The following is a 20,575-nucleotide window of genomic DNA, read 5'->3' on the forward strand; positions in this document are numbered from 1 at the left end:
CCGGCTGGAGTTCTCCGTCGAGACCTGCCCGCTAGCGGATCGGTTTGCACAATCGGCCGAAGTTGTCTAGTCCTGTAAGCGGGCCATCGCGGCTCGAGCGGCAGGCACAGCGAGCTCCGCGGACATCGACGGAAGACGGGTTGGGCACAGTGATCGAGCGGGTCGCCGGACAGGGGCGCCAAGCGGGACACACCTTCGGGACAAGCGCATTCGTGACGACAACCGATGGCCGTCGGCTGCACTATATGGTGCGTGGATCGGGTGGGCCGACCGTCGTATTCGAATCCGGTATGGGATTCTCGCGGTCGATCTGGGGCCTGGTCCAGCCGGTGGTCGCCGAGCGTGTGCGTGCCGTGGTCTACGACCGGGCCGGAACCGGGCGCAGCGATAACGATCCACAACCGCGCACGCTCGACCGAATGGCCGACGATCTCGCCGCCGTGCTGCGGGAACTGGGGGATGGCCCCTTCATTCTCGTCGGGCACAGCTGGGGTGGCCCCGTCGTGCGCGTCGCCGCGCGGGCGAATCCGGCGGACATTCGGGGAATCGTGCTCGTCGATCAGAGCGATGAGAACTGCGAGCTGTATTTCCTGCCCTCAGCGGAGAAGCGGTATGCGATGACCCGGGTGCTGCTGCCCGTTCTCGCCAGGTCCGGCCTCTACCGGCTGCTCGGCAGCCGGATGGGCGGTAAGCAACCCGCCGATATCGCCGCCGACCATCGCGCCGAGGACTTCACAATGCGGGCCGCACGCATCATGATCGCCGAACAGGACCAATTCAGTACGGGTTTGGGAAAGCTGCGCGAGCAGCCACATGGACTCGGTGCTCTCGAAGTCAGCGTCATCACCGGGACGAAATTGTCACGGCTGGACAAAAAGACCCGGATGGCGCTGACCGCCGCCCATCGCCGCACCGCCGCCGCCTTCCCCAACGGTCGGCTGGTCGAGGCACAACGCTCCGGTCATCTGATCATGTTCACCGAACCCGAGCTGATCGTCGACGAAATTCTGCGAATCGCAGGCAGCGCCGCCGACTAGCCTTCGTCGGCTCGGGGCCCCAACCGGCGCGATCAGCCGTGTACGGCTCTTCGGCCGTCCAGCGCCAGCATCGCCTGTTCGAGCGACGCCTCAGTTGTCGAAGAGTCGCCGCGGACCCGAACCTTCTTTGCCCAGTTCGTCGTTCGGGTTGACGAGTGCGCATTGCGGGAACGACAGGCAGCCGCAGCCGATGCATTCGGAGAACCGATCGCGCATCCGCTCCAGCCGCGCGATTCTGGAGTTGATGTCCTCGGTCCAGCAATCGGACGCCCTGGCCCAGAACTCCTGGCCCGGTACTTCACCCGGTGGCAGCAGTGCCAGGACCTTGCCGATCACCGACAGGGGGATGCCCAGATGGTGTGAGGCGCGGATGAAGGCAACCTGCCGCAACGTCGCACGGGTATAGCGACGCTGATTCCCGGTGGTGCGACGACTGTGGATGAGCCCTTGCCGCTCGTAGAAGCGCAGCGCCGAGGCCGGAACACCGCTGCGTTCGGCCAGTTCGCCGATCGTCACTTCGGCGACTTCAGGATGCGGCGGTGTCACTCGGCCCACACTATCTTGACTTGAACTCGTGTTTAAGTTCGAGGCTTTACCTATGACCGCATCCGAAAGTCCACTGACTCTCGCCGTGATCGTCGGCAGCACCCGCGCGGGCCGATTCGGCCCGACAGTCGCCAACTGGTTCGTCGAACACGCCGAGCAGCGTGCGGGAATCACCGTCGATGTCATCGACCTCGCGGAATCGCCTCTGCCCGAACGGCTGTCGACCGACCTCGGGGCACAGGAGGTCGCGGCACTGGCGGCTGTCAGCCCGCGCCTCGCGGCGGCCGACGCATTCGTCGTGGTGACACCGGAGTACAACCACAGCTATCCCGCGCCGCTGAAGAACGCCATCGACTGGCATTACACCCAGTGGCAAGCCAAGCCGATCGGATTCGTCTCCTACGGAGGCATGGCAGGTGGACTTCGCGCAGTCGAGCACCTTCGGCAGGTCTTCACCGAACTGCACGCGGTGACTGTTCGCGAAACCGTGAGCTTCCACAACGCCATAAGCGCATCGGGCGAGCTGACATCCACGGCGGCCAGTGACGCCGCCGCCGCGAAGTTGATCGATCAACTCCTCTGGTTCGGCCGAGCCCTGGAAGTCGCTCGATCCGAGCACCCCTACGCCGCTTGAACCGCCCCCAACCAACGATGACCGGAGAGCGAACCATGATCGCCCGTAATGCATTGCCCGACATCGCACATCCCGACGTCGACACCGTCCTGATCATGAGGTCGGCGGCGGCGGAGGTCTTCGCCGATCTGGAACGCGGCTCCTGGCCGAAGGAACTCATCTCGTGCACCGTATTTGTGAGCACCGACGGCGAGAAGAACGTCACCTACACCCAATGGCGAAACGGCGAAGCGGGCCGCGAATACCTGAGCAGATTCGCCGACATCGAAGCGGTCGAATATCGGCTGTATCGCAGCAGCGTTGGGGTGAATCCACCGGTTCCAGGATGCATCGTCATCCTCGACGTCGAGTTCGACGGACCCGATCACGATCGGCAACGACGCTGGATCGATACGGTTTTCGACGCGATGGCCGGCGAAACCGACCCACACCCCGGCGGCATCTCCGGTCACTTCCACGTCAGCACCGATGGCACCCGAGTGCTCCCCTACGCCGAATGGACAACTGCGGACGCCCACCGCGACGCGATCGAACGGTCCGGCCAAGGCATGATCGGATCAGGCAGCGGCTGGCAGCGAGTGAAAGAATTCCCTGGGGTCACCGACAGCGGCTTCACGCGATACCACCTGCTGCACAGCCTATCCGAGAGTTCGGCGCCCGAACCCGACGACGTCCACGACAGCCCGACAGACTGGGTGGCGGACCACATCCGAGACTACGTCGAGACCGACGGGCATAGTGGCCACCTCTACCAAGGCTGGCCCTCGCTGCTACTCACCACACGCGGAAGGAAATCAGGAAAGCTCCGGCGCACCGCGTTGATCTACGGACAGGACGACGACCGCTACGTCCTGGTGGCCTCGAACGCCGGATCTCCCACCCACCCCGCGTGGTACCTCAACCTGATCGCGGACCCCGACGTCACAATCCAAGTCGGAGCGGAGAAATTCACCGGGCGTGCGCGACCCGCGACCGCTGAAGAGAAACCACCGCTGTGGCACCTCATGACCGCGATCTTTCCGCTCTACGACACCTACCAGGCGAAATCCCGCCGCGAAATCCCGCTGGTGGTCATCGAACGCCACACGGAAGAGGTCTGATTCAGCCAGAACCCGCACCGCCTGGGTTCGAGACTTCGCAGCGGTGATCGGGCCGGCGCAATGATAATGATCGCCGGTCCGGTCGCCGGTGAGTCCGCCACCGTGCTGCTGTCCGCCCCGCGCCGATAACGCCGTCCCGGCCTTGGAAATACGCCGATTACGCGAGCGCCCCCATGCAGGCCAGGACACCGCGGACCACGGTCGCGGCGGCGGTATCCGTCTCCGCCGCAGTCGTTTACGCCTATTTCGACGCGAGCAACCGCCGCGACTGCCCGCAGGCCTGGGCCCTCGGCGGCCGCAATCTCGACTCCAGTTACGACGATTTCGTCGACGGCCTGGCCACCGCCGACCACGAGGCGGTCACCGTCACCTCCGAAGACGGCGATACCGTCCACATCCACCTGTCCGCCCGGCAATCCGACGGCACCTACCGGACCTTCGCGGGCTACTACGTCGTTCGCGACGGCGCGATCGTCTCGGCATCCATCCGCGTGGCCTGACCGCTGAGCAGGGTGGCGATGGTCCCGGGTGTCCAGCCGAGTTCCGCACCGGGGCGGGTGGCCAGGTAGGTGGCGACGTTCTCGGCGGCCCAGCCGTGGGATTCGGTGAGGCCCGCCGCGAGATGGCGGATATAGGTGGCCGAGGGTGGGTTGCCGGGGAGGTCGGTGTAGTGCCAGGGCGCGGTGATGGTGAGGATCGGGTGGCCTTCGAAAGTGCCGGTGCAGACGAGAGTTTCGTAACGGCCGGGGCCAAAGGTGAGGCGGCCGTTGGTGATCGCTTCGGTGAGATCCAGGTCGATGCCGGGCGCTCGGTACATCTCCTGGGCGGCAATATCGGAGAACTGCCCGATGGTGAGGAGGTGGGCGCGGGTGGCGGTTTCGCCGGGGGCATCCGGATCGTAGAAGGCTCGGCCGCCGGACCAGGTCAGGGATTCGGTGGCGAAATATTGCAGACCGGGCAGCGTGACGGGCACCGACCGTAGCGGCTCGGCCCGGTCGCGGCAGCCGGGCAGTGTCACCGCTCCACCGTCGGGCGTGCCTCCGGCGAGGTAGCAGCGAAAGCGGCTCATATGCATATTCGAGCCGTAGGACGCGTACCACACGGTGGCGGTCATGGCGCTGGTCCGGGCATCGCACCCACCTTCGATTCGAGATCGCCTATGAATCGAGCATGCCACGGATGGGTTACCCGCGTCCGACTCCAGGCGTTCTCGCTGTCTCAGCGCCGGGCGACCGTGAGCACATCCGGCACCATGGAATTCGGCAGCGGCCGACGCACCGGACGCTGCTCGGTGATGGTGAATCCGGCCGCTTCGACCAGTGCGCGCAGCTCATCCGGCGGCGGAAAGTACGCCAGTCCCTGTACCGCGGGCGGTTGCAATGCCATGGCCCACCGACTGCGCGGACTATTGAGCACGATCGCGAGCAGCCCGCCGGGAACCAGGATCCGATGGAACTCCGCGAGCGCCGCCGCATGGTCGAAGAAATGGAACGCGTGCGTGGACACCACCGCCTCCACCGCACCGTCGGGCAATCCGAGATCCTCGGCCCGACGATTGCGCCACTGCACTTGGTCCGAACGCGACCTCGCCTGTTTCAACATCCCCACCGAAGCATCGCAGCCGTACACCACCTGCGGCCGCAGTTCCCGTGCGATGCGCGCGGCGAGAATGCCGGTGCCGCAACCGACATCGGCGATCCGATGCGCCCTGCTCATCCGCAACTGCGCGATGATCTCGTTCTGCGGCGGACGATAGGCCAGGCGTTGCAGCACCGGGAAGTTGTAGAGCTGCGCGGCCCGGTTCCAACCGTGGGTGACCAATCCGTTGAGTGCGCGCGCCGAGCCTTCGGTCATTGCAGACATCGCTGTCCCTTCGAAGATATAGCCTTAGCCTATATTGTCTGAGACAGATTTGGCAGCCGTGGTGCCGAACTCATCGCCTGTATTCGCGCGGCCTCCCCCGCAGGCCTGATCGGACTACTTCATGGGCAGGCCGCCGCCGACATCGGTGATCTTCCAGTCCGAGTTGCGGTCGACAGTGACGGTATAGGTGACGGTGGTCTGCGCGCCGTCGGGATTCTGGGCATTAGTGGAGCTGACATTGACGAATACGTCGACCTGGTAGACGCCAGCGCTATCGGAGACGACCTCGGCCGTGATCGGGTTCGCGGTGGAGGTCCACTTCAGCGGGGTGAGCAATTCCTCGAGTTTCGGTGCGGTGGCGTCGAATTTGTTCGCCAGGGTCGGCGCGGTGTTCCGTTTGAGTCTGCCCACCCACGAGGCGAATTCGGCGTAGTTGACCGTCGAGGCACCGACGGCGTAATCCGTGGCGACCTGCTCGGCGTGCGCACGGTCGGCGGCGACGGTATCCCGGTCGGCGAGGTCGCCGCGGGCGGCGATCAGGAATCCAGCGAGCGTGGCGGCGAGGATGGTCATCGCGGCCAATGCCACGCCCCAGGCGACGGTGGCGATCGGTATCGAGATCGAACGGTGTTGTGCCGCAACCGCATCGCTGGGCGCTTCGGTCTCGGTCGTATCGACTGTCATTGCTGCTCCGGAAGATGGCTATTTGACGGTGATCTGGAAATTCAGCGTGCCGTCGGGGCTGGTCGCGCCGAGTGCCTGGGTAATGAGGCCGCCGATATCCAAGGGGCGCACGGCATTTGTGGTGAGCGCCGCCAAGGGCTGCAGGAGCGGGATCATGGCTGCCAGATCCGGTCCGATCTGGTCGATCTCGGTGGCCAGTCGGCGCAGGAACGGGACGAGGCCGACGGTTTCGGCGGAATCGGTGAGATAGTCGGCGGGCACATCGCCCTTGCGGATCACCCTGGCGATCGATGCGGCCACCTCGCTCACCCGGGGCCCGAATGCGGCCCATGGATCGGCCGCATCGTGCAGGGCCGGTCCGGACCACGACATATCGGAGGCTTTGGCCTGGAATGCGATCAGCATGTCGCGGATGACATCCGAGCGGGCCAGCAGCGTCGCCGCGAGCAGATCCGTGGACCGGGACAGCTGCGGAATGACCGACTCGGTTCCGGCCAGCCCCTGGCCGAAGGTTTCGACAATGGCGCCCATCGCCTGCGGATCGAGCTGGTTCAAGATGCGCGTCGCGGTCTGGGCCACCTCGGGGATGGAGATCGGCATGACGATCTTGTCGGTGTCCACCGTCTGCCCGTCGTGCAGATAGGGGCCCGCGGCACCGCCGCGTGGACGGAAGTCCAGATATGCCTCGCCCAGTCCGGACAGACTCTCGATCCGCGCGACGCTCGAAGTCGGAATGCGGTATTTGTCATCGATACGGAACCGCACGGCGACCCTACTTCCGGTGTGCGATACCGAGGTCACCCGCCCGACCTCGATGCCGGACAGCAGCACCTTCGACCGGGGTAGTAGGCCACCGGAGTCGGTGAGCACCATGGTCGCGTCGGTGTAGTTCTTCAGCCAGCCGACCTTGACCACGCCGAAACTCAGATAGCTGCTGCCAATGATCAGGATCGCGGCGATGGCGGCCAGGGAGATGACCGAACCGGGTTTGATACGACCGGGTTTCATCGCACCGCGCCGATCATCCGCAGGCTCGCGATAATGCGCTCGACCTGGTCGTCGGTGGAAACGGGTGCGCCCTCGATGCCGATGCGGGTCAGATTCACTTTCGGTCCTCGCTCCACGAACGGTATGACCTTGTCGCGCAACAGCGCCACCAGACGATTCAGATTGGACGGTGCGGACAGGTCGAGTGGGTCGGCCGCCAACAGCATGGGTACGAAGGCCTTGGCTGCGGCGTCACCGGCCTGCAGCAGGGGGCCGAGCCAGGCGGTCGCGTGCCCGATGACGCCGAGCGCGCCGACGATACCGAGAGTGAATACCAGCGAATTCGCGAATGCCGGAATATCGCGCGCACCACGTTCGGAGAGCAGGGCATCCAGCTCTGCCCTATTGTCCAGCACCGCGCCGAGGTCCTGTTGGATCGCGTCGAGCAGGCGCCCGACCGAGTCCAGATTGTCGGCGACATCCTGGGCGTCATGGCCCAGTGTCTGGAAGATCCGCGCCGTTTCGGTCGACTGCGCGGGCAGCACCGCATTGGTCCGGTTGATGATCTCCTGCATGCTGTGCAGCGCGCCGCCGCCGATAAAGGTGGACATGCCCGCCATCAGATCCTCGATCTGCAGTGCGGCCCGGGTCTGCTGCAGGGGGATGGTGCCGCCCGATGCGATGGTGCTGGCGAAATCCGCCGGGGGAGTGGTAAGTCCGATGTAGATATCGCCGAGGACGGTGTTCTGGCGCAGCTGCGCGGTGGTGGTGGTCGGCAATTTCACCGAGGTGGAGATATCGACGACGGCGTCGATGCGACCCGCCTGCTGTGCCGACGGGTCGACCACCGTGAGGCTGTGCAGCCTGCCGATCTGTGCGCCGTTTGCCACCACCTTGGCCTGTTCGGGCAGGTTCAGCGCATTCGCGAATTCGATCCGCACCTGATAGGTCGGACCGGCCACGGATGCCCCTGGCACCGGCACCGAGGAGGGATCGAAAGCGCAACCGCCGAGCAGTATTACGGCTGTCAGTGCGGCCGCGAGCCCGGTTCGCGTCCGTCGCACGAGGGTGGTATTTCTCATCGGGCACCTACCGCTCCGAAAACGAGTGTGGCCAGGTCGACAGCGGTGAGTCCGTCCACCGCACTGCGGCATCGACCGGGCGTCACCGCATTCACGGCGGCACAGATCTGATCGGCATTCTGTTGGGGCAATGCAACTTTCGGCGGTGCGTAGGTGAGTTTCAGCTGTCCGCTCTGCGGGTCGATGGCCTGTTGGAAGGCGCCGACGAGCGCTGGAATCATATCGATGATCTGGTGCAGCGTGCCGACATTGGCGCTCAGCAGGTGCAGATACGGTGCGAGGTCGTCGAGTCCGCGCAGTATTTCGCGGCCGTACCTGCGCGAGATGTCATTGAGCATCGGCAGGTCGACGAGCAGCGAATCGACCAATTGCACCACCTTCTGCCAGATCTCGTTGACGAAGGCGATGCCCGCTCCGGCATTGACCAGCGCGGTCTTGATGTCGTCCCAGTTGGTCGAGATGCTGGTCGAGATCTGACCGATCGCGTCGATCAGCGCGCCGATATGCCCGATGGCGGCATCGGGGGCGCGTAGCGCGGTACCGAGGTCCTTGATCAGGGCATTGATCGCGGGTCCGGTTCCGGCGGTGGCCCTTTGGAAGGCCGCGACACTATCGCGAATGCGCGTCTGTTCGCCCGGTGCGCCGTGGGCGTTGAGTTCACCGGCCAGGCGCGAGAAGGCCGATAGCGATTCGGTGATGCTCTTTGGGGTGAAGGTCTGGGTGATGCAGGCGTCGCGGTTCCATATGGGGCCACCCGGCTCGCCCAGCACCGCGAGGTCGCGGTCGGCGACGAGGGTGTCGGCGACGGTGGTCGCGCTGACCTGCCCTTGCAACGGATGGTCGGCGTTCACCTCGAAATCGACGCGCACACCATCACCCTGGGGCTCGACCGAGGTGACACTGCCGACCGGCATGCCCAGCATGGTGACGTGGTTGCCGACATAGAGGCCGACGGCATCGGGCATGATCGCGCAGTAGCCGAGCGTCTTCTCCAGGGGCCGGAATGCCACCAGATAGCCCGCCACCGCCATGACGGCGATGACGATCCCGCCGACAATGGTGACGAATCCCGGTGAACCGAGCAGTCGTTTCACGGCCTCAGCACCCCCTTCCCGGGACCGGGATGCAGGTGGTGATCGTATCCGCCGACTGATCGATGACGATGCCGTCCTGCGGATTCACCGCCGCCTGCAACCTCTCCTGCACACCATGCAGCGTGTCGAGCGATTCGCCGAGCTTCCCGGCCAGTTCGCGCAGTGCGGGCAGCGCCTCCATCAGCTTGTCGACCATCGGCTGCAGTTGCTCGCGCCAGGATGGTTCGAGCGCCGCGATCCTGGACAGGAGTTCGGCGGCGATCGTCAGCGCCTCGGTGATCTCGGCCTTCTTGTTCAGGCCCTGCACCTCGAGCAGACCGATCTTGCGGACGAATTGGCCGAGCAGCGAACGGTTTCCGTTGATGGCGGTGAGAAATTCGTCGGTGACGGTCAGCGATCGCGACACCTCGGCGTTCTGCCGGTTGAGGATGGTCACCAAGGTTTGCATGGCGTTTCCCATGCGGCGCAGGCCATCCGGGCTCTGCTCCAATGAGGTCTGCAAAGCGGCTAGATTCTCGCGCAGCGTCGCGGCGTCGACCTCGGCGACCGGTTTGGCGGCATCCTGCAGGGTGCGCACCAGACTGTAGGGCAACTTCACCCGATCGGGCGCAATCGCATTCCTGCCCAATGGTTTCTGCCCGGCCGGAGTCATGGCCACATAGTGGCCGCCGACAATGGTGAGCATTCGGATTTCCAGGGTGGTGGCATCGCCGACGAAGACATCGCGGTCCACCGTGAAGCTCATCTTCACCCGATCCGGCTGCAGCTCCAGCGAAGTCACCGCGCCAACGGTGATCCCGGCGACCCGTACCTGATTGCCGACGCGAATCGACTGTGCCTCGGGCAGATAGGCAGTGTAGGTGGCCTTGCCGATCGGCAGCACATAGATCACCGCGGTCGCGCCGAGCGCGAGAATGAGCAGCAGCGCCCCGAGCAGGCCGAGGCGCAGTTCGCGGCGCTGTTTGCTGGCCTCGTGCCGGTCGTGTCCGTGCTTCAGTTGTTGCATATCGAAATCCTTTGCCCGGCAATCAGTACCGACACCATGGACGGCACCTGGGCTCGGCCCTTCGAGCAGGTGAGGTCGATCTGAACCCCCGCGCGGCCCGACGGCACCAGGGTGGACAGCGATTGCAGCAGGCCGGGGAGTTTGCCGAGCAGGTCCAAGGCCGTCGCCGGATCCGGAAACAGCAGGCGCAGATCGTTTTCCAGATTCGGGTTCGCGGCTTCGGTGAAACCGAGGGTGACCAGCAGACTGTTGAGCGGGCCCAGCGCGGACGGGGCGACATTGGCGAAGTCGATCAGGCCGTCGAGCTTCTGCTGGAATGCGGTGAACACATCCGACAGGCCGCGCAGCAGAGTCACCAAATGCGGTGAGCGACCGCCGATCTGGTTGGAAATCGACTCCAGATTGCCGACGATCGTCGCGAGTACGGCCTGCCGATCCGACACATACGCGCTGAGCCGTCCGATCGCATCGAGTGCGGGCCCGACCCCGGAACCGTTGCCCTCGATGACCGCGAGCATGCTCTCGGTGAACTGGTTGAGCGCGCCGGGGGAGAACTCCTGCAACACGGGCTGCAGTCCGTTGAAGAGCTGGGTGATATCGAAGGACGGTATGGTGCGGTCCGCGCCGATGGTGACGCCCTGCGCCTGTTTCGAGGTCGGATGCTCGGGTTGGCGAATATCGATATAGCGCTGACCGGTCAGCGACTGGTACCGGATGGCCAGCACGCTGGCGTCGTAGACCGGCCGGTCTCGCTGCACGGTCAATTCGACTGCGGCACGGCCGTTTTCGAGGGAGATATCGGCGACCTTGCCGACCGCGACACCGAACATGCGCACGTCGTCACCGATCTTCAAACCGTTGGCATCGGCGAATTCGGCACGGTAGGTGGTGGTATCGCCGCCGACCGGCCGGACAATGGCCGCCGCGATCACCGCGAGCAGTGCGATCATTGCTGCCGCGAACAGTCCGAGCTTCCAGGCCATCGCGAGGGTCGAGGTCGGTTTCATCACGCGCCTCCCAACATGGCGAATCCCTGCTGCCCGAGCAGCGGCACCGCGATGCCGGGAACGCCGCGCAGGGTGATGGCGGCATTGATCGTCGGTCCGTTCGGGGTGTCGGCGAAGATCCGATCGAGCCGCTGGATCAATTCGGTCAGCTCGGCATGGGACTGTCCCGGGTTCGGGACGGTCGCGGCGATGGCGGCGACCAGGGGCGCGAACGTCTCGATGTAGCCGGAGAAGTGTTGGCGGGCAATGTCGCCGATGCTGCCGATGGCCGGAAAGGCCTGGTCGGTGACCATGGTGACGGACGCGTCGTACTTGGATCGGTCGTGCTGCAGAACCTCGATATCGAGCACCGTTGCGAGCAGTTCGAAGGTCGCGGAGGTGAACGTGCCCAATCCGCCGTAGAACGAGGCGTACTGGTCGATCAGGAACGACGACGGGTAGCGCTGGGTTTCGGCGACCGTCCGGCTCAGCATGATGACGGCCTCCAGCATCGGGGTGAACGCCTGCAGATCACCGCTGAAAGTACGTAGCACCTGGGCGAATTGGGGTGTGAACACCTCGGTCGATGTCTCGGTGAGGGCACGCAGCAGCCGTCCCATGGTGGCGTCGGCGACCCGGTTGGCGTTCGCGCCCGCGAGATCGACCACCGACCCGGAGCGCAGCGGTGCGCCGCCATCGACGCGTTTTAGGGTGACGGCGCTGATGCCGAAGAGGTTCTCCGGTACGTAGTCGACGCCGAGATCCTCGGTGAGCCCGGAGGCCTGGGCCTTGTCCAGGTCGAGGGTGATGAGCTGGCGGCCCCCGCCGATGCCGGCGATATCGGTGATCGTGCCGATATCGACGCCGTCCAGACGCACCGAGGTGCCCTCGATAATGCCCTCGCCGATCTGTTCGGTACGCAATTGCACCCGCATGCGCTCACCGTCCGGGCGGTGCTGAAATCCGGTCCACGCCAAGGTGACTGCGACGGCGACGACCAATGCTGCCGCACCCCGGGCGCGCGAACCGCGCCTGCCCATGCTGACGCCGGGCAATCCGTAATTGGGCATATCTCGCTTACCCCGGGAATTCGATCGAGGAGTTGACGCCCCACAGCAGCAGGGTCGACACCATATCCAGCGCGATGATCGCGACGAAGCTGGCGCGCACCGCACGACCCGATGCGATGCCGACGCCCTCGGGTCCGCCGGAGGCGAAGAACCCGTAATAGCAATGGATCAGGATGACCGCGACGCCGAACACCAGGATCTTGATCACCGCGGCGAGCACGTCGTAGCCGCTGGTGAACTGGAAGAAGTAGTGCTCGTATACCCCGCCTGCCTGGCCGTGCAGCAGCACGACCACCGTATCGCAGGCGAGGTAGCTCAGGATCAGCGCAATGAGGAAGGTCGGCACGATCGCGATCGCACCGGCGATGACCCGAGTGCTCACTACGAATGGAATCGACCGCAGGCCAAGGGATTCGATGGCGTCGATCTCCTCGGAGATGCGCATGGAGCCGATTTCGGCGGTCATCCGGCAGCCCGCCTGTGCGGCGAATCCGACCGCGGCGGCGATGGGGGCGAGTTCGCGGGTATTGGCGAAGGCGGACACCACGCCGGTGACCGGGCCGAGTCCGATCAGGTCGAGGGTGGTGAAGCCTTGGATGCCGACGCCAGCGCCCATGGCAATGCCGAGCACGATCAACATAGGAACCGTGCCGCCGCCGACAATGACCGAGCCGCGGCCCCAGGTCATATCGGTAATGGTGCGCATGGTCTCGCCGCGATAGCGCCTGAGGGTCAATGGAACGGCGGTCAGTGCCTGGAATACGAATCCGATTGCGAAACCCGCGTTCTCCAGCGGCGCCAGCACCCGGGCGCGGTCGAGGAGGCGATTGGTCCAGCGAAATCCCTTGGGCACATAGGGAGTAGCTGGCCCGCCCGCCGCCCGACCGCCGCCCCTCATGGAATCGCTACGCGATGCTCGAACCATCAGGCCACCCGCAACGGTAGGAACATCGCGACGACCTGGGTGATCACCAGATTCACCACGATGATCGATGCCACCGATAGCACGACCGCCGCATTGACGCCGTCGGCGACGCCGCGCGGCCCGCCCCTGGCCTCCAGCCCCCGCTGGCAGGCCACGATCACCACAATGAATCCGAACAGCACCGCCTTGATCATCGAAATCCAGACATCGGTGAGCACGGTGAAGGAGCCGAAGGTGGCCCAGTAGCTACCGGGCGTGACATTCTGCGCACCGATCGCCACCGCATAGCCCGCGACGATGCCGACGAAGATGATCAGCACATTGAGCAGCGGTGCGACCAGCATCATCGCGGTCACCCGCGGAATCACCAGCCGATGAACCGGGCTGATGCCCATAGTGCGCAGCGCGTCTATCTCCTCGCGGACCGTGCGTGCGCCCAGGTCGGCGGCGATCGCCGACGCGCCGGCGCCGCCGAGCAGCAGGCCCGTCGCGATCGGCGCGCCCTGCTGGATAACGCCGAGCCCGCCCGCCGCGCCGATCAGCGAATCCGCGCCGAGCTGGTGGATCAGATTGCCCACCTGCACCGAAACGACCACTCCGAACGGCACCGCCATCAGCACCGCGGGAATTGCCGTGACCGTCACCAAATACCAAGCCTGGCGCAGCATTTCGTGCCATTGGAACTTACCCGCGACGATATCGGAGACAGTGCCGCGCGCCGATTCGAGACCGAGATCGACCACCCGGCCGAAGGTGCGCAGACTCGATTGCGTGGTATCGGTGAGATTCTTCCGCGCGATCTGCGTTGCCGTCGGTGCCGCATTCGGCGCGTCGGAGTCCATCGATCGTTCCTCCCATATTTCCCCCACAAGGCCACGTCAAGTGCCAGGCCACACTGCCCGTTGACGTGACACGTCAGAGTCTTGACAGGTTCGACAGCCGCCGCCGTGGTGATCGCGAGTGGCTGTGAACGCGGTCACCAACCGCCCCCGGTGTGATCGACACCATCGGCTGCCGGGGCAAACGCTAACATTGCCCAGCAGGGAAAACAACAGGGTCAATTTCGATTGACATTCGGTGTGCCGGTGAAGGATTCGGCCGATTCCCGGCTGAGGCGCGGCCGGAGAATCCCCGATGGTGCGCGGCGGAGTAATGATGTCTACGGCAGGCGCGATGGCAATGCGTACACTGGCCCAGCCGGAAGCAATCTGAAACAGGTATCCGTCAGCCGTCGTCGGGAGGAGCACATGTCAACACGACGTGACGACATTCTCGACGCGGCCCGCGATCTCATTGTTCGCGAGGGCTATGCGAGCGTGAGTATGCACGCCATCGCCCGGGCGGCGGGCATTACCCGGCCCGCGCTGTATGCCGAATTCGGTGATCGGGACGAACTCTTCGAGGTACTGCTCGATCGTGAGGACCAACGGGTACAAGATATGGCGGCCGCCGCGACCCCGGTGATTCCGGAAGGTGTCGACCTGGCCGCGATGGCATCGAATATCGCGGTCGACGGCGTTGATATCTATCTCGACCTAGTGGTCGCCGCGCCGGAAACCTGGCGGTTCGTGCTGATGCCCGGTGATGGTCTGCCCCAGGAGGTGCGCGAGCGGGTCGATCGCACCCGCAATGCGATTCGGGAGCGTAGTCAGGCCATGATCGCGGTGATGGGCGCGCTGAGCGAAAAAGATATCGACAGTGAGTTATTGAGCCACGCGGTGATCAGCGCAAGTGAAACCGGAGCCAGGATCGTGCTCGCCGACGGCGGTGTCGAACGCCACGAGGCCGTGGCGAAAACACTGCGCTGGGTGGCGCGCCGGGCCGTCGCCGCCGTCGAGGCCCGGGAGACGTAGCAATGGCGAACGCGAAACAAGCAGCGCCCCAAAAGAAGACGGCAGCCGACAAAACAGGTGGACCCCAGCCCGCCAAGCGCAAATACGCCAAACGACTCCAGCCCGCCGACCGGCGCGAGCAACTGCTCGACGCGGCACTGGGCATTGTGGCCGAGGCGGGATTCACCAGCGTGAGCATCGCCGCCGTCGCCGAGCGCGGCGGCGTGACCAGACCGGTCGTCTACGACTCCTTCGGCAGCCGCGACGAACTGCTCGAGGAACTCATCGAACGCGAGACCGCCCGAATGGCCGCCGCCGTCGAACGTTCCGTCGCCGGTGATGCCACGACAACCGATTCGCGTTCTGCCACAACAGAAGAGCTGCCCGCGATGCTCGCACGCTTCCTCGCCGAGGTGCGCTCGATACCCGATACCTGGCGGCTGGTGTACTTCCCCATCGATGGGGTCCCGCCGGTGCTCCGGGAGCGGGTAGCCAAATCGCGCGACGAATTGCGCACGCCGCTCGGGCGGGCGGTCGGCCGGTGGCTGGCGGAACAGCCCGATGCCGATGACGTGGATGCCGAGGTACTGACCCAGGTTGTGCAGGGCGCCATCCAGACCGCGGCCCGGCTGGTACTCGACGATCCCGAACAGTTCGACATCGCCCGAATTCTGGCGCTGTTCGACTATCTGTTCCTGCGCGAGGCATAACCGCATTATCGGGATCGCCTCCGGTGCGCCGGAGACTCGTTGCGGCCACGGGTAACTCGCGCCGCGCGATAGGCGGCGGGATTGCGAATCAGGTTGCCGACGATGTGGATGTCCCTCCGGTCATCCTTCCAGAAGGTCGGCGGCCGATGGCTGTGCGGCAAGGTGGAGAACACCCCGGCGAAATAGGTTGGTCGCCCGAACATGTACGCGCCCAGCCTTTTACGCACTCAGCCGGTCTCCGACGCTCGCCGGTGCCGCGCTCTGTCAGGGACGTTCGTAGAAGGCGTCGATGCGGGCTCGACCGAGGGACCGTCCGGCATCCAGGATGGCGTGTGGTTTCGCCGACTCCACCGGTTTTCCGCCCGCTGCGGTGATGGGCTCGGTCAGGGCGAAGAGTTGGAAGACATAGCGATGCGCGCCGTGTCCCTTGATCGGTGTCGGACCGAGGTAGCCACGGCCCCACCCCGAACGCAGCACCCGCACACCCGGCACGGGATCGTCGGCGGCGAGTGCGCCCTGCGGTATGCCGTCGACTGTGGGGTCCAGCAGGGCGACAGCATGCACGAACGGCGTCTTCGTCGGTGCATCGGGATCCTCGATGACCAGCAGCAGCTGAGCTGTCTGCGCGGGCGGCGGTGACCACGTCAGCGCCGGAGAACGGTCCTGGCCGCCGACCCGTTTTCCGGCATGGATCGTGCCCAGGGACGATTCGTGGTCGAAGTCCGGACTGGTCATCTGAAAGGTGTCGGCCCCGACCAGATTCGGGCGATGCCAGGCCAGGCCCTGGTCACCGGCGCGCCGGTTCGCGAGTAGCTTGCCGACAATGGACATTGTGATCTCCTTGGTAGACAGTCGATTTCAGAGCTTGCGATCGTGCGCCGAACCGCACGGCGGCGGTGCGAACCGGCTCGCTACCAGGTCCTCGGTCATTCGGTGTCATCCTCGGTGCTCGATATGTGAACGACAGATATACAGTTAGCCTGCGCAGTTTTACTGTACTTTAGTGAACTGTGAGCGGTGGGACAAGCGATTACGAGACGATCGCTGAAGAACTTCAGTCGATAGTCGGCGCCTTGGTTCGGATCATGCGCTCGGCCTCTCCGGGGCGCGAGCTGTCGCTGTCGCAGGTGTCGGTACTCAAACGCCTCGATCGTGAGGGGCCAGCGACAGTTAGCGACTTGGCCCGCGCCGATAAGCTCCGCCACCAATCGGTCGCCGCCACGGTCGCCGCACTCGTCGACCGCGGCCTGGTCAGCCGTACCGTCGACAGCGAAGATCTGCGCCGCAAACTGTTGATCCTCACCGAGGACGGCCGCGCACTTCTCGCCGAACGTCGCCTGGCCGGCCACGAACACCTCGCCGAAATCATCGACGACCGACTCACCGCCGCCGAGCGCAAGCGGTTGGCGGCGTCGCTGCCCCTGCTGCGGCGGCTGCTGGACTGACTCCGCGAAGCACGTCCTGGATACCGACCCTCGCGGCGTCGACAGTGGGCGACATGCGGGAACCGATCTCTCCGACCCGCTTGTATCCGCGCGGGCCGGACACCGGCCGATTCGACGGCGGATGGGCCAGCGTGGGGAATGGCGGACTAGGATCACGAGCAACTCATCAGCTACGGACAACGCCCCGGGCAGGAGTGCCATGTGTCGCTTGTTCGGTTTGTCGGCCGCACCGCACCGGGTGCGGGCTACGTTCTGGTTGCTCGATGCCCCGGACAGTCTGTCGATACAGAGCAGACGTGAGCCCGATGGCGTAGGTCTGGGCACCTTCGACGCCCATGGGGATGCGGTGGTGGAGAAGCAGCCGATCGCCGCATACGAGGATGTCCAATTCGCCCGGGAGGCGCGGGAACGAGAATCGACGACGTTCGTCGCACACATTCGCTATGCCACCACCGGTGGCATGCAACCTCGCAACACCCACCCGTTCGAACAGCACGGCCGCCTGTTCGCGCACAACGGTGTGCTGCAAGGCCTGGACGAACTGGATGCCGAACTCGGTGCGTACCTCGGTCTGGTGCACGGCGATACGGACTCCGAACGGTTCTTCGCCCTCATCACCCAGCGCACGGATCGACACGGCGGCAACATCACGGCGGGTATTACCGATGCGGTCCAGTGGATCGCGGACCGGCTGCCGGTCTACGCGCTCAACTTGGTGCTGACCACGGCGACCAGCCTGTGGGCACTCAGGTATCCCGACACACATGACCTTTTCGTCCTGGAACGCGCGGCGGGCGGACCACACGGCGGTCGGCATCTGGACCACGCCGGACGCACGGGGATCCGAGCGCGCAGTGGACACCTGATCGAATATCCGGCGGTCGTGGTGGCCAGTGAGCGCACAGACGAGGATCCGGGCTGGCGGGCGCTGGAACCGGGTGAGCTGCTGCACGTCGACGACGGCCTGCGCGTCCACTCGAGCACGGTCCTCGACACCCCGCCGCGCCATCTGCTGTCGCTGGCGCAGCTCGACAGCCGCGTGGCAGCGGCCCAATCGGGGCGATGATCGCACCGCAGGCGCGGGGCACAGTCAGCACATTGTGGCGGCGACGACTCCGTGGTCGGAGCTTCGGCTATCAAATAGTTACTCCTGATGTGCCCCTCATAGTGTTCGTCGTCGTCCAGACTTGCTTGATGATCAAGGTGCGATCGGAGGCAGCGTGACCGAGGAAGGCGACACACCGGCTCGACCGAACTGGATACCGGAAAGTCTGTACCCGTATCCGAGTCATTTCGCCGAGATCGACGGCTCGCGCGTGCACTACCTCGACGAAGGCAGCGGACCGCCGCTGCTCCTGCTGCATGGGAATCCGACCTGGTCGTTCCTCTACCGCGACATCATCGCTGGCCTGCGTGACCTGTTCCGATGCATCGCGGTGGACTATCCCGGCTTCGGGCTGTCCCGGGCGGCGCCCGGCTACCGCTTCACACCCGCCGAGCATGCGCAGGTCGTCGCGGAACTGGTCACCCGGCTCGACCTACGCGAGGCGACACTCATGGTGCAGGACTGGGGCGGCCCGATCGGATTCGCCGTGGCCGGTCGGCATCCGGATCGCTTTACGTCCTTCGTCATCGGAAACACCTGGGCCTGGCCGAAATCCGATGTGACGACGCAGGCCTTCTCGCGTCTGCTGGGCGGCCCGGTCGGCGGTTGGCTCATCCGGCAGCGCAACTTCTTCGTCGAGCGGATCATCCCCGCCGGCGTGCGCCGCAAGAAGCTGGACAAGGCGGTGCTGGACGCCTATCGCGGTCCCTTCCCGACACCGGAATCGCGCGAGCCCATCCATGTGTTCCCGCGCGAAATCCTGTCCAGCCGAAAGTTTCTGGCCGATGTCGAGCGCGGCCTCGATCTGGTCCGGGACCGGCCCGCACTGATCGTGTGGGGCACCAAGGATGTCGCCTTCCGCGACCCCGAACGCCGTCATTGGGAGGAGTTGTTCGCCGACCATCGGACGGTTCTCCTCGACGGTGCAGGCCACTTCATCCAGGAAGACGCCGCTGACGAGATTGTCGCTGCGATCCGGGAGTGGCATACGAAAGAGTGAAAGCGATTCCGCGCCCAGCCGTTCAGGTGGTGGACGAGTTCGGTGCGGGTTTTGTCGCTGGGCGACTAGGATCGCCTACCTGTGCATGCGGAAATCGAGATGGTCGCGCTCCCGGCGGGGCAGGTGACACTGTCGGATCGGCGGACTCAGCGGAGTTGGCCGGTCGAGGTCGCGGGGTACGAGATGGCTGCGTTTTCGGTGACGCAGTCACAGTATGCACAGGTCACCGGTGCGCGGCCGAGCAGCGGTCGCGGTGATCGGCGGCCGGTCGAGGGCGTCTCGTGGTTCGATGCGATCGGGTTCTGCAATGGTCTGTCCACGCGTGCGGGTTTGACGCCCGCGTACCGCGTGCACGATGACGAGGTCCAATGGGACGCCGCCGCGAACGGGTATCGGCTCCCGACCGAGGCCGAATGGGAGTATGCCTGCCGTGCCGGTACTTCCGGACCGCGATATGGCGATATCGATGAGATCGCTTGGTACCGAGGCAATTCCGAGGAGCACAGTCACGAGGTGGGCGGCAAACTGCCCAATGCGTGGGGGCTCTACGACATGCTCGGCAATGTCTGGGACTGGTGCTGGGATATCTATGACGCCGAGGTGTACGGCTCATATCGGGTGTTGCGCGGGGGTGGATGGTCCGATGAGAAGTGGAGCTGTCGGGCCTCGGTGCGGCGACGCAGCCATCCGACCTATCGGATCGATGATGTCGGATTCCGCGTCGCCCGCTCGATATTTTGACCAAACGCTCGGTCCGGCCGGGCGGACTGTGTGGCGCCCGGTGTTCGTCGAGGAGGAATTTCGCGGCATTGCGCGCCCGGTATTCGATGAGGTCGATCGTGGTGGGCGCCTCGATTTCCGCGTCGTAGTGGGCTATACCGGATTCCCGATTTTCCTGCGATACGGAAGGAATGATTGATATGTTCCGCCAATAGCAAGACCAGCTTCGACGAGGATGCAGTTCGGTGTTCGATTGGGATCTGCTGCGTAGTACGTCCAGCGTGCATGTGCTGATGCAATTGGCGCAGGAGCGCGGAATGCCGCCGGAGGTCTGCCTGAAGGGCACGGCACTGGTGCCCGAGGCGGTGACCGATCCCAGTGCCGAGGTGACCGCGCGCCAAGAGGTGCGCGTCGTGCGAAATCTGCTGGCGCGATTCGGCGATGAGTCCGGTTTGGGAGTCGAGGCGGGGGGTCGCTACCACATCTCGCTGTACGGGCCGTGGGGTCTGGCGCTGCTGAGCAGCCACACGGTGCGCGAGGTGATCGAGGTGTCGCTGCGCTATATCGACCTCGCCCTCGTTTTCGGCCACCTGATCTTCGAGGAGGGGGCGACCGAATCGCGGCTGATCTTCGACGACTCCGAGATTCCGGAGGATGTGCGCCCGTTCCTGACCGAACGCGTCATCACCGGCATCCACACCATCGGCCGGGAACTGTTCACCGCGGGGGTACCCGCCTCCCGGGTCAGC

At 65.0% G+C, this 20,575-nt stretch carries 24 protein-coding genes; 11 read left to right on the forward strand and 13 right to left on the reverse strand.

Annotated elements, in window-relative coordinates; genetic code table 11:
* Positions 1-212 precede the first annotated feature (212 nt).
* A complete protein-coding gene (locus ABZW16_RS28310; RefSeq protein WP_354959109.1) occupies positions 213-1,037 on the forward strand; it encodes an alpha/beta hydrolase in 825 nt (274 codons plus the stop codon).
* A gap of 90 nt (positions 1,038-1,127) precedes the next feature.
* Here the strand turns inward: ABZW16_RS28310 and soxR are convergent, their stop codons facing one another.
* The gene (soxR, locus tag ABZW16_RS28315; RefSeq protein WP_354959110.1) at positions 1,128-1,583 is read right to left on the reverse strand and encodes a redox-sensitive transcriptional activator SoxR; all 456 of its coding nucleotides are present in this window, start codon (positions 1,581-1,583) and stop codon (positions 1,128-1,130) included.
* A gap of 52 nt (positions 1,584-1,635) precedes the next feature.
* Here soxR and ABZW16_RS28320 point away from each other — a divergent pair, with 52 nt between their 5' ends.
* The 3 genes from ABZW16_RS28320 to ABZW16_RS28330 all read left to right on the forward strand — a co-directional run bounded on the left by ABZW16_RS28320 (position 1,636) and on the right by ABZW16_RS28330 (position 3,817).
* Positions 1,636-2,217: an NAD(P)H-dependent oxidoreductase gene (locus ABZW16_RS28320; protein ID WP_354959111.1), complete on the forward strand. Its 582-nt coding sequence runs from the start codon at positions 1,636-1,638 to the stop codon at positions 2,215-2,217.
* A 35-nt stretch (positions 2,218-2,252) separates the two neighbouring features.
* Positions 2,253-3,317, forward strand: coding sequence for a nitroreductase family deazaflavin-dependent oxidoreductase (locus ABZW16_RS28325; protein WP_354959113.1), 1,065 nt, complete (start codon positions 2,253-2,255; stop codon positions 3,315-3,317).
* 173 nt (positions 3,318-3,490) lie between these two features.
* A complete protein-coding gene (locus tag ABZW16_RS28330; RefSeq protein WP_354959114.1) occupies positions 3,491-3,817 on the forward strand; it encodes a hypothetical protein in 327 nt (108 codons plus the stop codon).
* Here the strand turns inward: ABZW16_RS28330 and ABZW16_RS28335 are convergent.
* The 11 genes from ABZW16_RS28335 to ABZW16_RS28385 form a co-directional block, all read right to left on the reverse strand.
* On the reverse strand, positions 3,766-4,431 hold the full coding sequence (locus ABZW16_RS28335; RefSeq protein ID WP_354959115.1) for a histone deacetylase: 666 nt from the start codon (positions 4,429-4,431) through the stop codon (positions 3,766-3,768). The genes ABZW16_RS28330 and ABZW16_RS28335 overlap by 52 nt on opposite strands.
* A gap of 104 nt (positions 4,432-4,535) precedes the next feature.
* A complete protein-coding gene (locus ABZW16_RS28340; RefSeq protein WP_354959116.1) occupies positions 4,536-5,180 on the reverse strand; it encodes a class I SAM-dependent methyltransferase in 645 nt (214 codons plus the stop codon).
* Between the two features lie 114 nt (positions 5,181-5,294).
* Positions 5,295-5,864, reverse strand: a complete 570-nt coding sequence (locus tag ABZW16_RS28345) for a hypothetical protein (protein WP_354959117.1) — start codon at positions 5,862-5,864, stop codon at positions 5,295-5,297.
* A gap of 18 nt (positions 5,865-5,882) precedes the next feature.
* A complete protein-coding gene (locus ABZW16_RS28350) occupies positions 5,883-6,872 on the reverse strand; it encodes an MlaD family protein (protein ID WP_354959118.1) in 990 nt (329 codons plus the stop codon).
* A complete protein-coding gene (locus ABZW16_RS28355) occupies positions 6,869-7,933 on the reverse strand; it encodes an MlaD family protein (RefSeq protein WP_354959119.1) in 1,065 nt (354 codons plus the stop codon). Before ABZW16_RS28355 ends, ABZW16_RS28350 begins: the two co-directional genes overlap by 4 nt.
* Entirely contained in the window at positions 7,930-9,027 is a 1,098-nt protein-coding gene (locus tag ABZW16_RS28360) for an MlaD family protein (RefSeq protein WP_354959120.1), read from the reverse strand. The genes ABZW16_RS28355 and ABZW16_RS28360 overlap by 4 nt, the downstream gene beginning before the upstream one ends.
* A 4-nt stretch (positions 9,028-9,031) precedes the next feature.
* A complete protein-coding gene (locus ABZW16_RS28365) occupies positions 9,032-10,033 on the reverse strand; it encodes an MlaD family protein (protein ID WP_354959121.1) in 1,002 nt (333 codons plus the stop codon).
* Positions 10,021-11,040, reverse strand: a complete 1,020-nt coding sequence (locus ABZW16_RS28370) for an MlaD family protein (RefSeq protein ID WP_354959122.1) — start codon at positions 11,038-11,040, stop codon at positions 10,021-10,023. The genes ABZW16_RS28365 and ABZW16_RS28370 overlap by 13 nt, the downstream gene beginning before the upstream one ends.
* Entirely contained in the window at positions 11,040-12,089 is a 1,050-nt protein-coding gene (locus tag ABZW16_RS28375) for a mammalian cell entry protein (RefSeq protein ID WP_354959123.1), read from the reverse strand. The genes ABZW16_RS28370 and ABZW16_RS28375 overlap by 1 nt, the downstream gene beginning before the upstream one ends.
* A gap of 7 nt (positions 12,090-12,096) precedes the next feature.
* Positions 12,097-13,014 (reverse strand): ABC transporter permease, encoded by a 918-nt coding sequence (locus ABZW16_RS28380; RefSeq protein ID WP_354959124.1) that lies wholly within the window; start codon positions 13,012-13,014, stop codon positions 12,097-12,099.
* Positions 13,014-13,856 (reverse strand): ABC transporter permease, encoded by an 843-nt coding sequence (locus ABZW16_RS28385; RefSeq protein ID WP_354959125.1) that lies wholly within the window; start codon positions 13,854-13,856, stop codon positions 13,014-13,016. Before ABZW16_RS28385 ends, ABZW16_RS28380 begins: the two co-directional genes overlap by 1 nt.
* Before the next feature lie 405 nt (positions 13,857-14,261).
* On the opposite strand from ABZW16_RS28385, the gene ABZW16_RS28390 reads away from it, so the two are divergent.
* Both ABZW16_RS28390 and ABZW16_RS28395 read left to right on the forward strand, forming a co-directional pair.
* On the forward strand, positions 14,262-14,867 hold the full coding sequence (locus tag ABZW16_RS28390) for a helix-turn-helix domain-containing protein (protein ID WP_354959126.1): 606 nt from the start codon (positions 14,262-14,264) through the stop codon (positions 14,865-14,867).
* Positions 14,868-14,869: 2 nt separating this feature from the next.
* Complete coding sequence (locus ABZW16_RS28395; RefSeq protein WP_354959127.1) at positions 14,870-15,556, forward strand: TetR/AcrR family transcriptional regulator; 687 nt, start codon at positions 14,870-14,872, stop codon at positions 15,554-15,556.
* Positions 15,557-15,820: 264 nt separating this feature from the next.
* On the opposite strand, the gene ABZW16_RS28400 is transcribed toward ABZW16_RS28395, so the two are convergent.
* Entirely contained in the window at positions 15,821-16,387 is a 567-nt protein-coding gene (locus ABZW16_RS28400) for a YbhB/YbcL family Raf kinase inhibitor-like protein (protein WP_354959128.1), read from the reverse strand.
* Between the two features lie 179 nt (positions 16,388-16,566).
* On the opposite strand from ABZW16_RS28400, the gene ABZW16_RS28405 reads away from it, so the two are divergent.
* The 5 genes from ABZW16_RS28405 to ABZW16_RS28425 form a co-directional block, all read left to right on the forward strand.
* Entirely contained in the window at positions 16,567-17,001 is a 435-nt protein-coding gene (locus tag ABZW16_RS28405) for a MarR family transcriptional regulator (protein ID WP_354959129.1), read from the forward strand.
* A 199-nt stretch (positions 17,002-17,200) separates the two neighbouring features.
* Positions 17,201-18,067, forward strand: a complete 867-nt coding sequence (locus tag ABZW16_RS28410) for a class II glutamine amidotransferase (RefSeq protein WP_354959130.1) — start codon at positions 17,201-17,203, stop codon at positions 18,065-18,067.
* A 154-nt stretch (positions 18,068-18,221) separates the two neighbouring features.
* Complete coding sequence (locus ABZW16_RS28415; protein ID WP_354959131.1) at positions 18,222-19,106, forward strand: alpha/beta fold hydrolase; 885 nt, start codon at positions 18,222-18,224, stop codon at positions 19,104-19,106.
* Positions 19,107-19,205: 99 nt separating this feature from the next.
* On the forward strand, positions 19,206-19,847 hold the full coding sequence (locus ABZW16_RS28420; protein WP_354959137.1) for a formylglycine-generating enzyme family protein: 642 nt from the start codon (positions 19,206-19,208) through the stop codon (positions 19,845-19,847).
* A 224-nt stretch (positions 19,848-20,071) separates the two neighbouring features.
* A partial coding sequence (locus ABZW16_RS28425; RefSeq protein WP_354959132.1) for an AraC family transcriptional regulator ligand-binding domain-containing protein occupies positions 20,072-20,575 on the forward strand: 504 nt, incomplete at its 3' end.

The sequence above is a fragment of the Nocardia sp. NPDC004604 genome, assembly GCF_040609795.1.
Lineage (GTDB): Bacteria > Actinomycetota > Actinomycetes > Mycobacteriales > Mycobacteriaceae > Nocardia.

Excerpts from the sequence above, each read along its gene's own strand:
- ABZW16_RS28320 (WP_354959111.1), top strand. The coding sequence starts at position 1,636 with ATGACCGCATCCGAAAGTCCACTGACTCTCGCCGTGATCGTCGGCAGC.
- ABZW16_RS28325 (WP_354959113.1), top strand. The coding sequence starts at position 2,253 with ATGATCGCCCGTAATGCATTGCCCGACATCGCACATCCCGACGTCGAC.
- ABZW16_RS28330 (WP_354959114.1), top strand. The coding sequence starts at position 3,491 with ATGCAGGCCAGGACACCGCGGACCACGGTCGCGGCGGCGGTATCCGTC.
- ABZW16_RS28335 (WP_354959115.1), bottom strand. The coding sequence starts at position 4,431 with ATGACCGCCACCGTGTGGTACGCGTCCTACGGCTCGAATATGCATATG.
- ABZW16_RS28340 (WP_354959116.1), bottom strand. The coding sequence starts at position 5,180 with ATGTCTGCAATGACCGAAGGCTCGGCGCGCGCACTCAACGGATTGGTC.
- ABZW16_RS28345 (WP_354959117.1), bottom strand. The coding sequence starts at position 5,864 with ATGACAGTCGATACGACCGAGACCGAAGCGCCCAGCGATGCGGTTGCG.
- ABZW16_RS28350 (WP_354959118.1), bottom strand. The coding sequence starts at position 6,872 with ATGAAACCCGGTCGTATCAAACCCGGTTCGGTCATCTCCCTGGCCGCC.
- ABZW16_RS28355 (WP_354959119.1), bottom strand. The coding sequence starts at position 7,933 with ATGAGAAATACCACCCTCGTGCGACGGACGCGAACCGGGCTCGCGGCC.
- ABZW16_RS28365 (WP_354959121.1), bottom strand. The coding sequence starts at position 10,033 with ATGCAACAACTGAAGCACGGACACGACCGGCACGAGGCCAGCAAACAG.
- ABZW16_RS28370 (WP_354959122.1), bottom strand. The coding sequence starts at position 11,040 with ATGAAACCGACCTCGACCCTCGCGATGGCCTGGAAGCTCGGACTGTTC.
- ABZW16_RS28375 (WP_354959123.1), bottom strand. The coding sequence starts at position 12,089 with ATGCCCAATTACGGATTGCCCGGCGTCAGCATGGGCAGGCGCGGTTCG.
- ABZW16_RS28380 (WP_354959124.1), bottom strand. The coding sequence starts at position 13,014 with ATGGTTCGAGCATCGCGTAGCGATTCCATGAGGGGCGGCGGTCGGGCG.
- ABZW16_RS28385 (WP_354959125.1), bottom strand. The coding sequence starts at position 13,856 with ATGGACTCCGACGCGCCGAATGCGGCACCGACGGCAACGCAGATCGCG.
- ABZW16_RS28390 (WP_354959126.1), top strand. The coding sequence starts at position 14,262 with ATGTCAACACGACGTGACGACATTCTCGACGCGGCCCGCGATCTCATT.
- ABZW16_RS28395 (WP_354959127.1), top strand. The coding sequence starts at position 14,870 with ATGGCGAACGCGAAACAAGCAGCGCCCCAAAAGAAGACGGCAGCCGAC.
- ABZW16_RS28400 (WP_354959128.1), bottom strand. The coding sequence starts at position 16,387 with ATGTCCATTGTCGGCAAGCTACTCGCGAACCGGCGCGCCGGTGACCAG.
- ABZW16_RS28410 (WP_354959130.1), top strand. The coding sequence starts at position 17,201 with ATGTGTCGCTTGTTCGGTTTGTCGGCCGCACCGCACCGGGTGCGGGCT.
- ABZW16_RS28420 (WP_354959137.1), top strand. The coding sequence starts at position 19,206 with ATGGTCGCGCTCCCGGCGGGGCAGGTGACACTGTCGGATCGGCGGACT.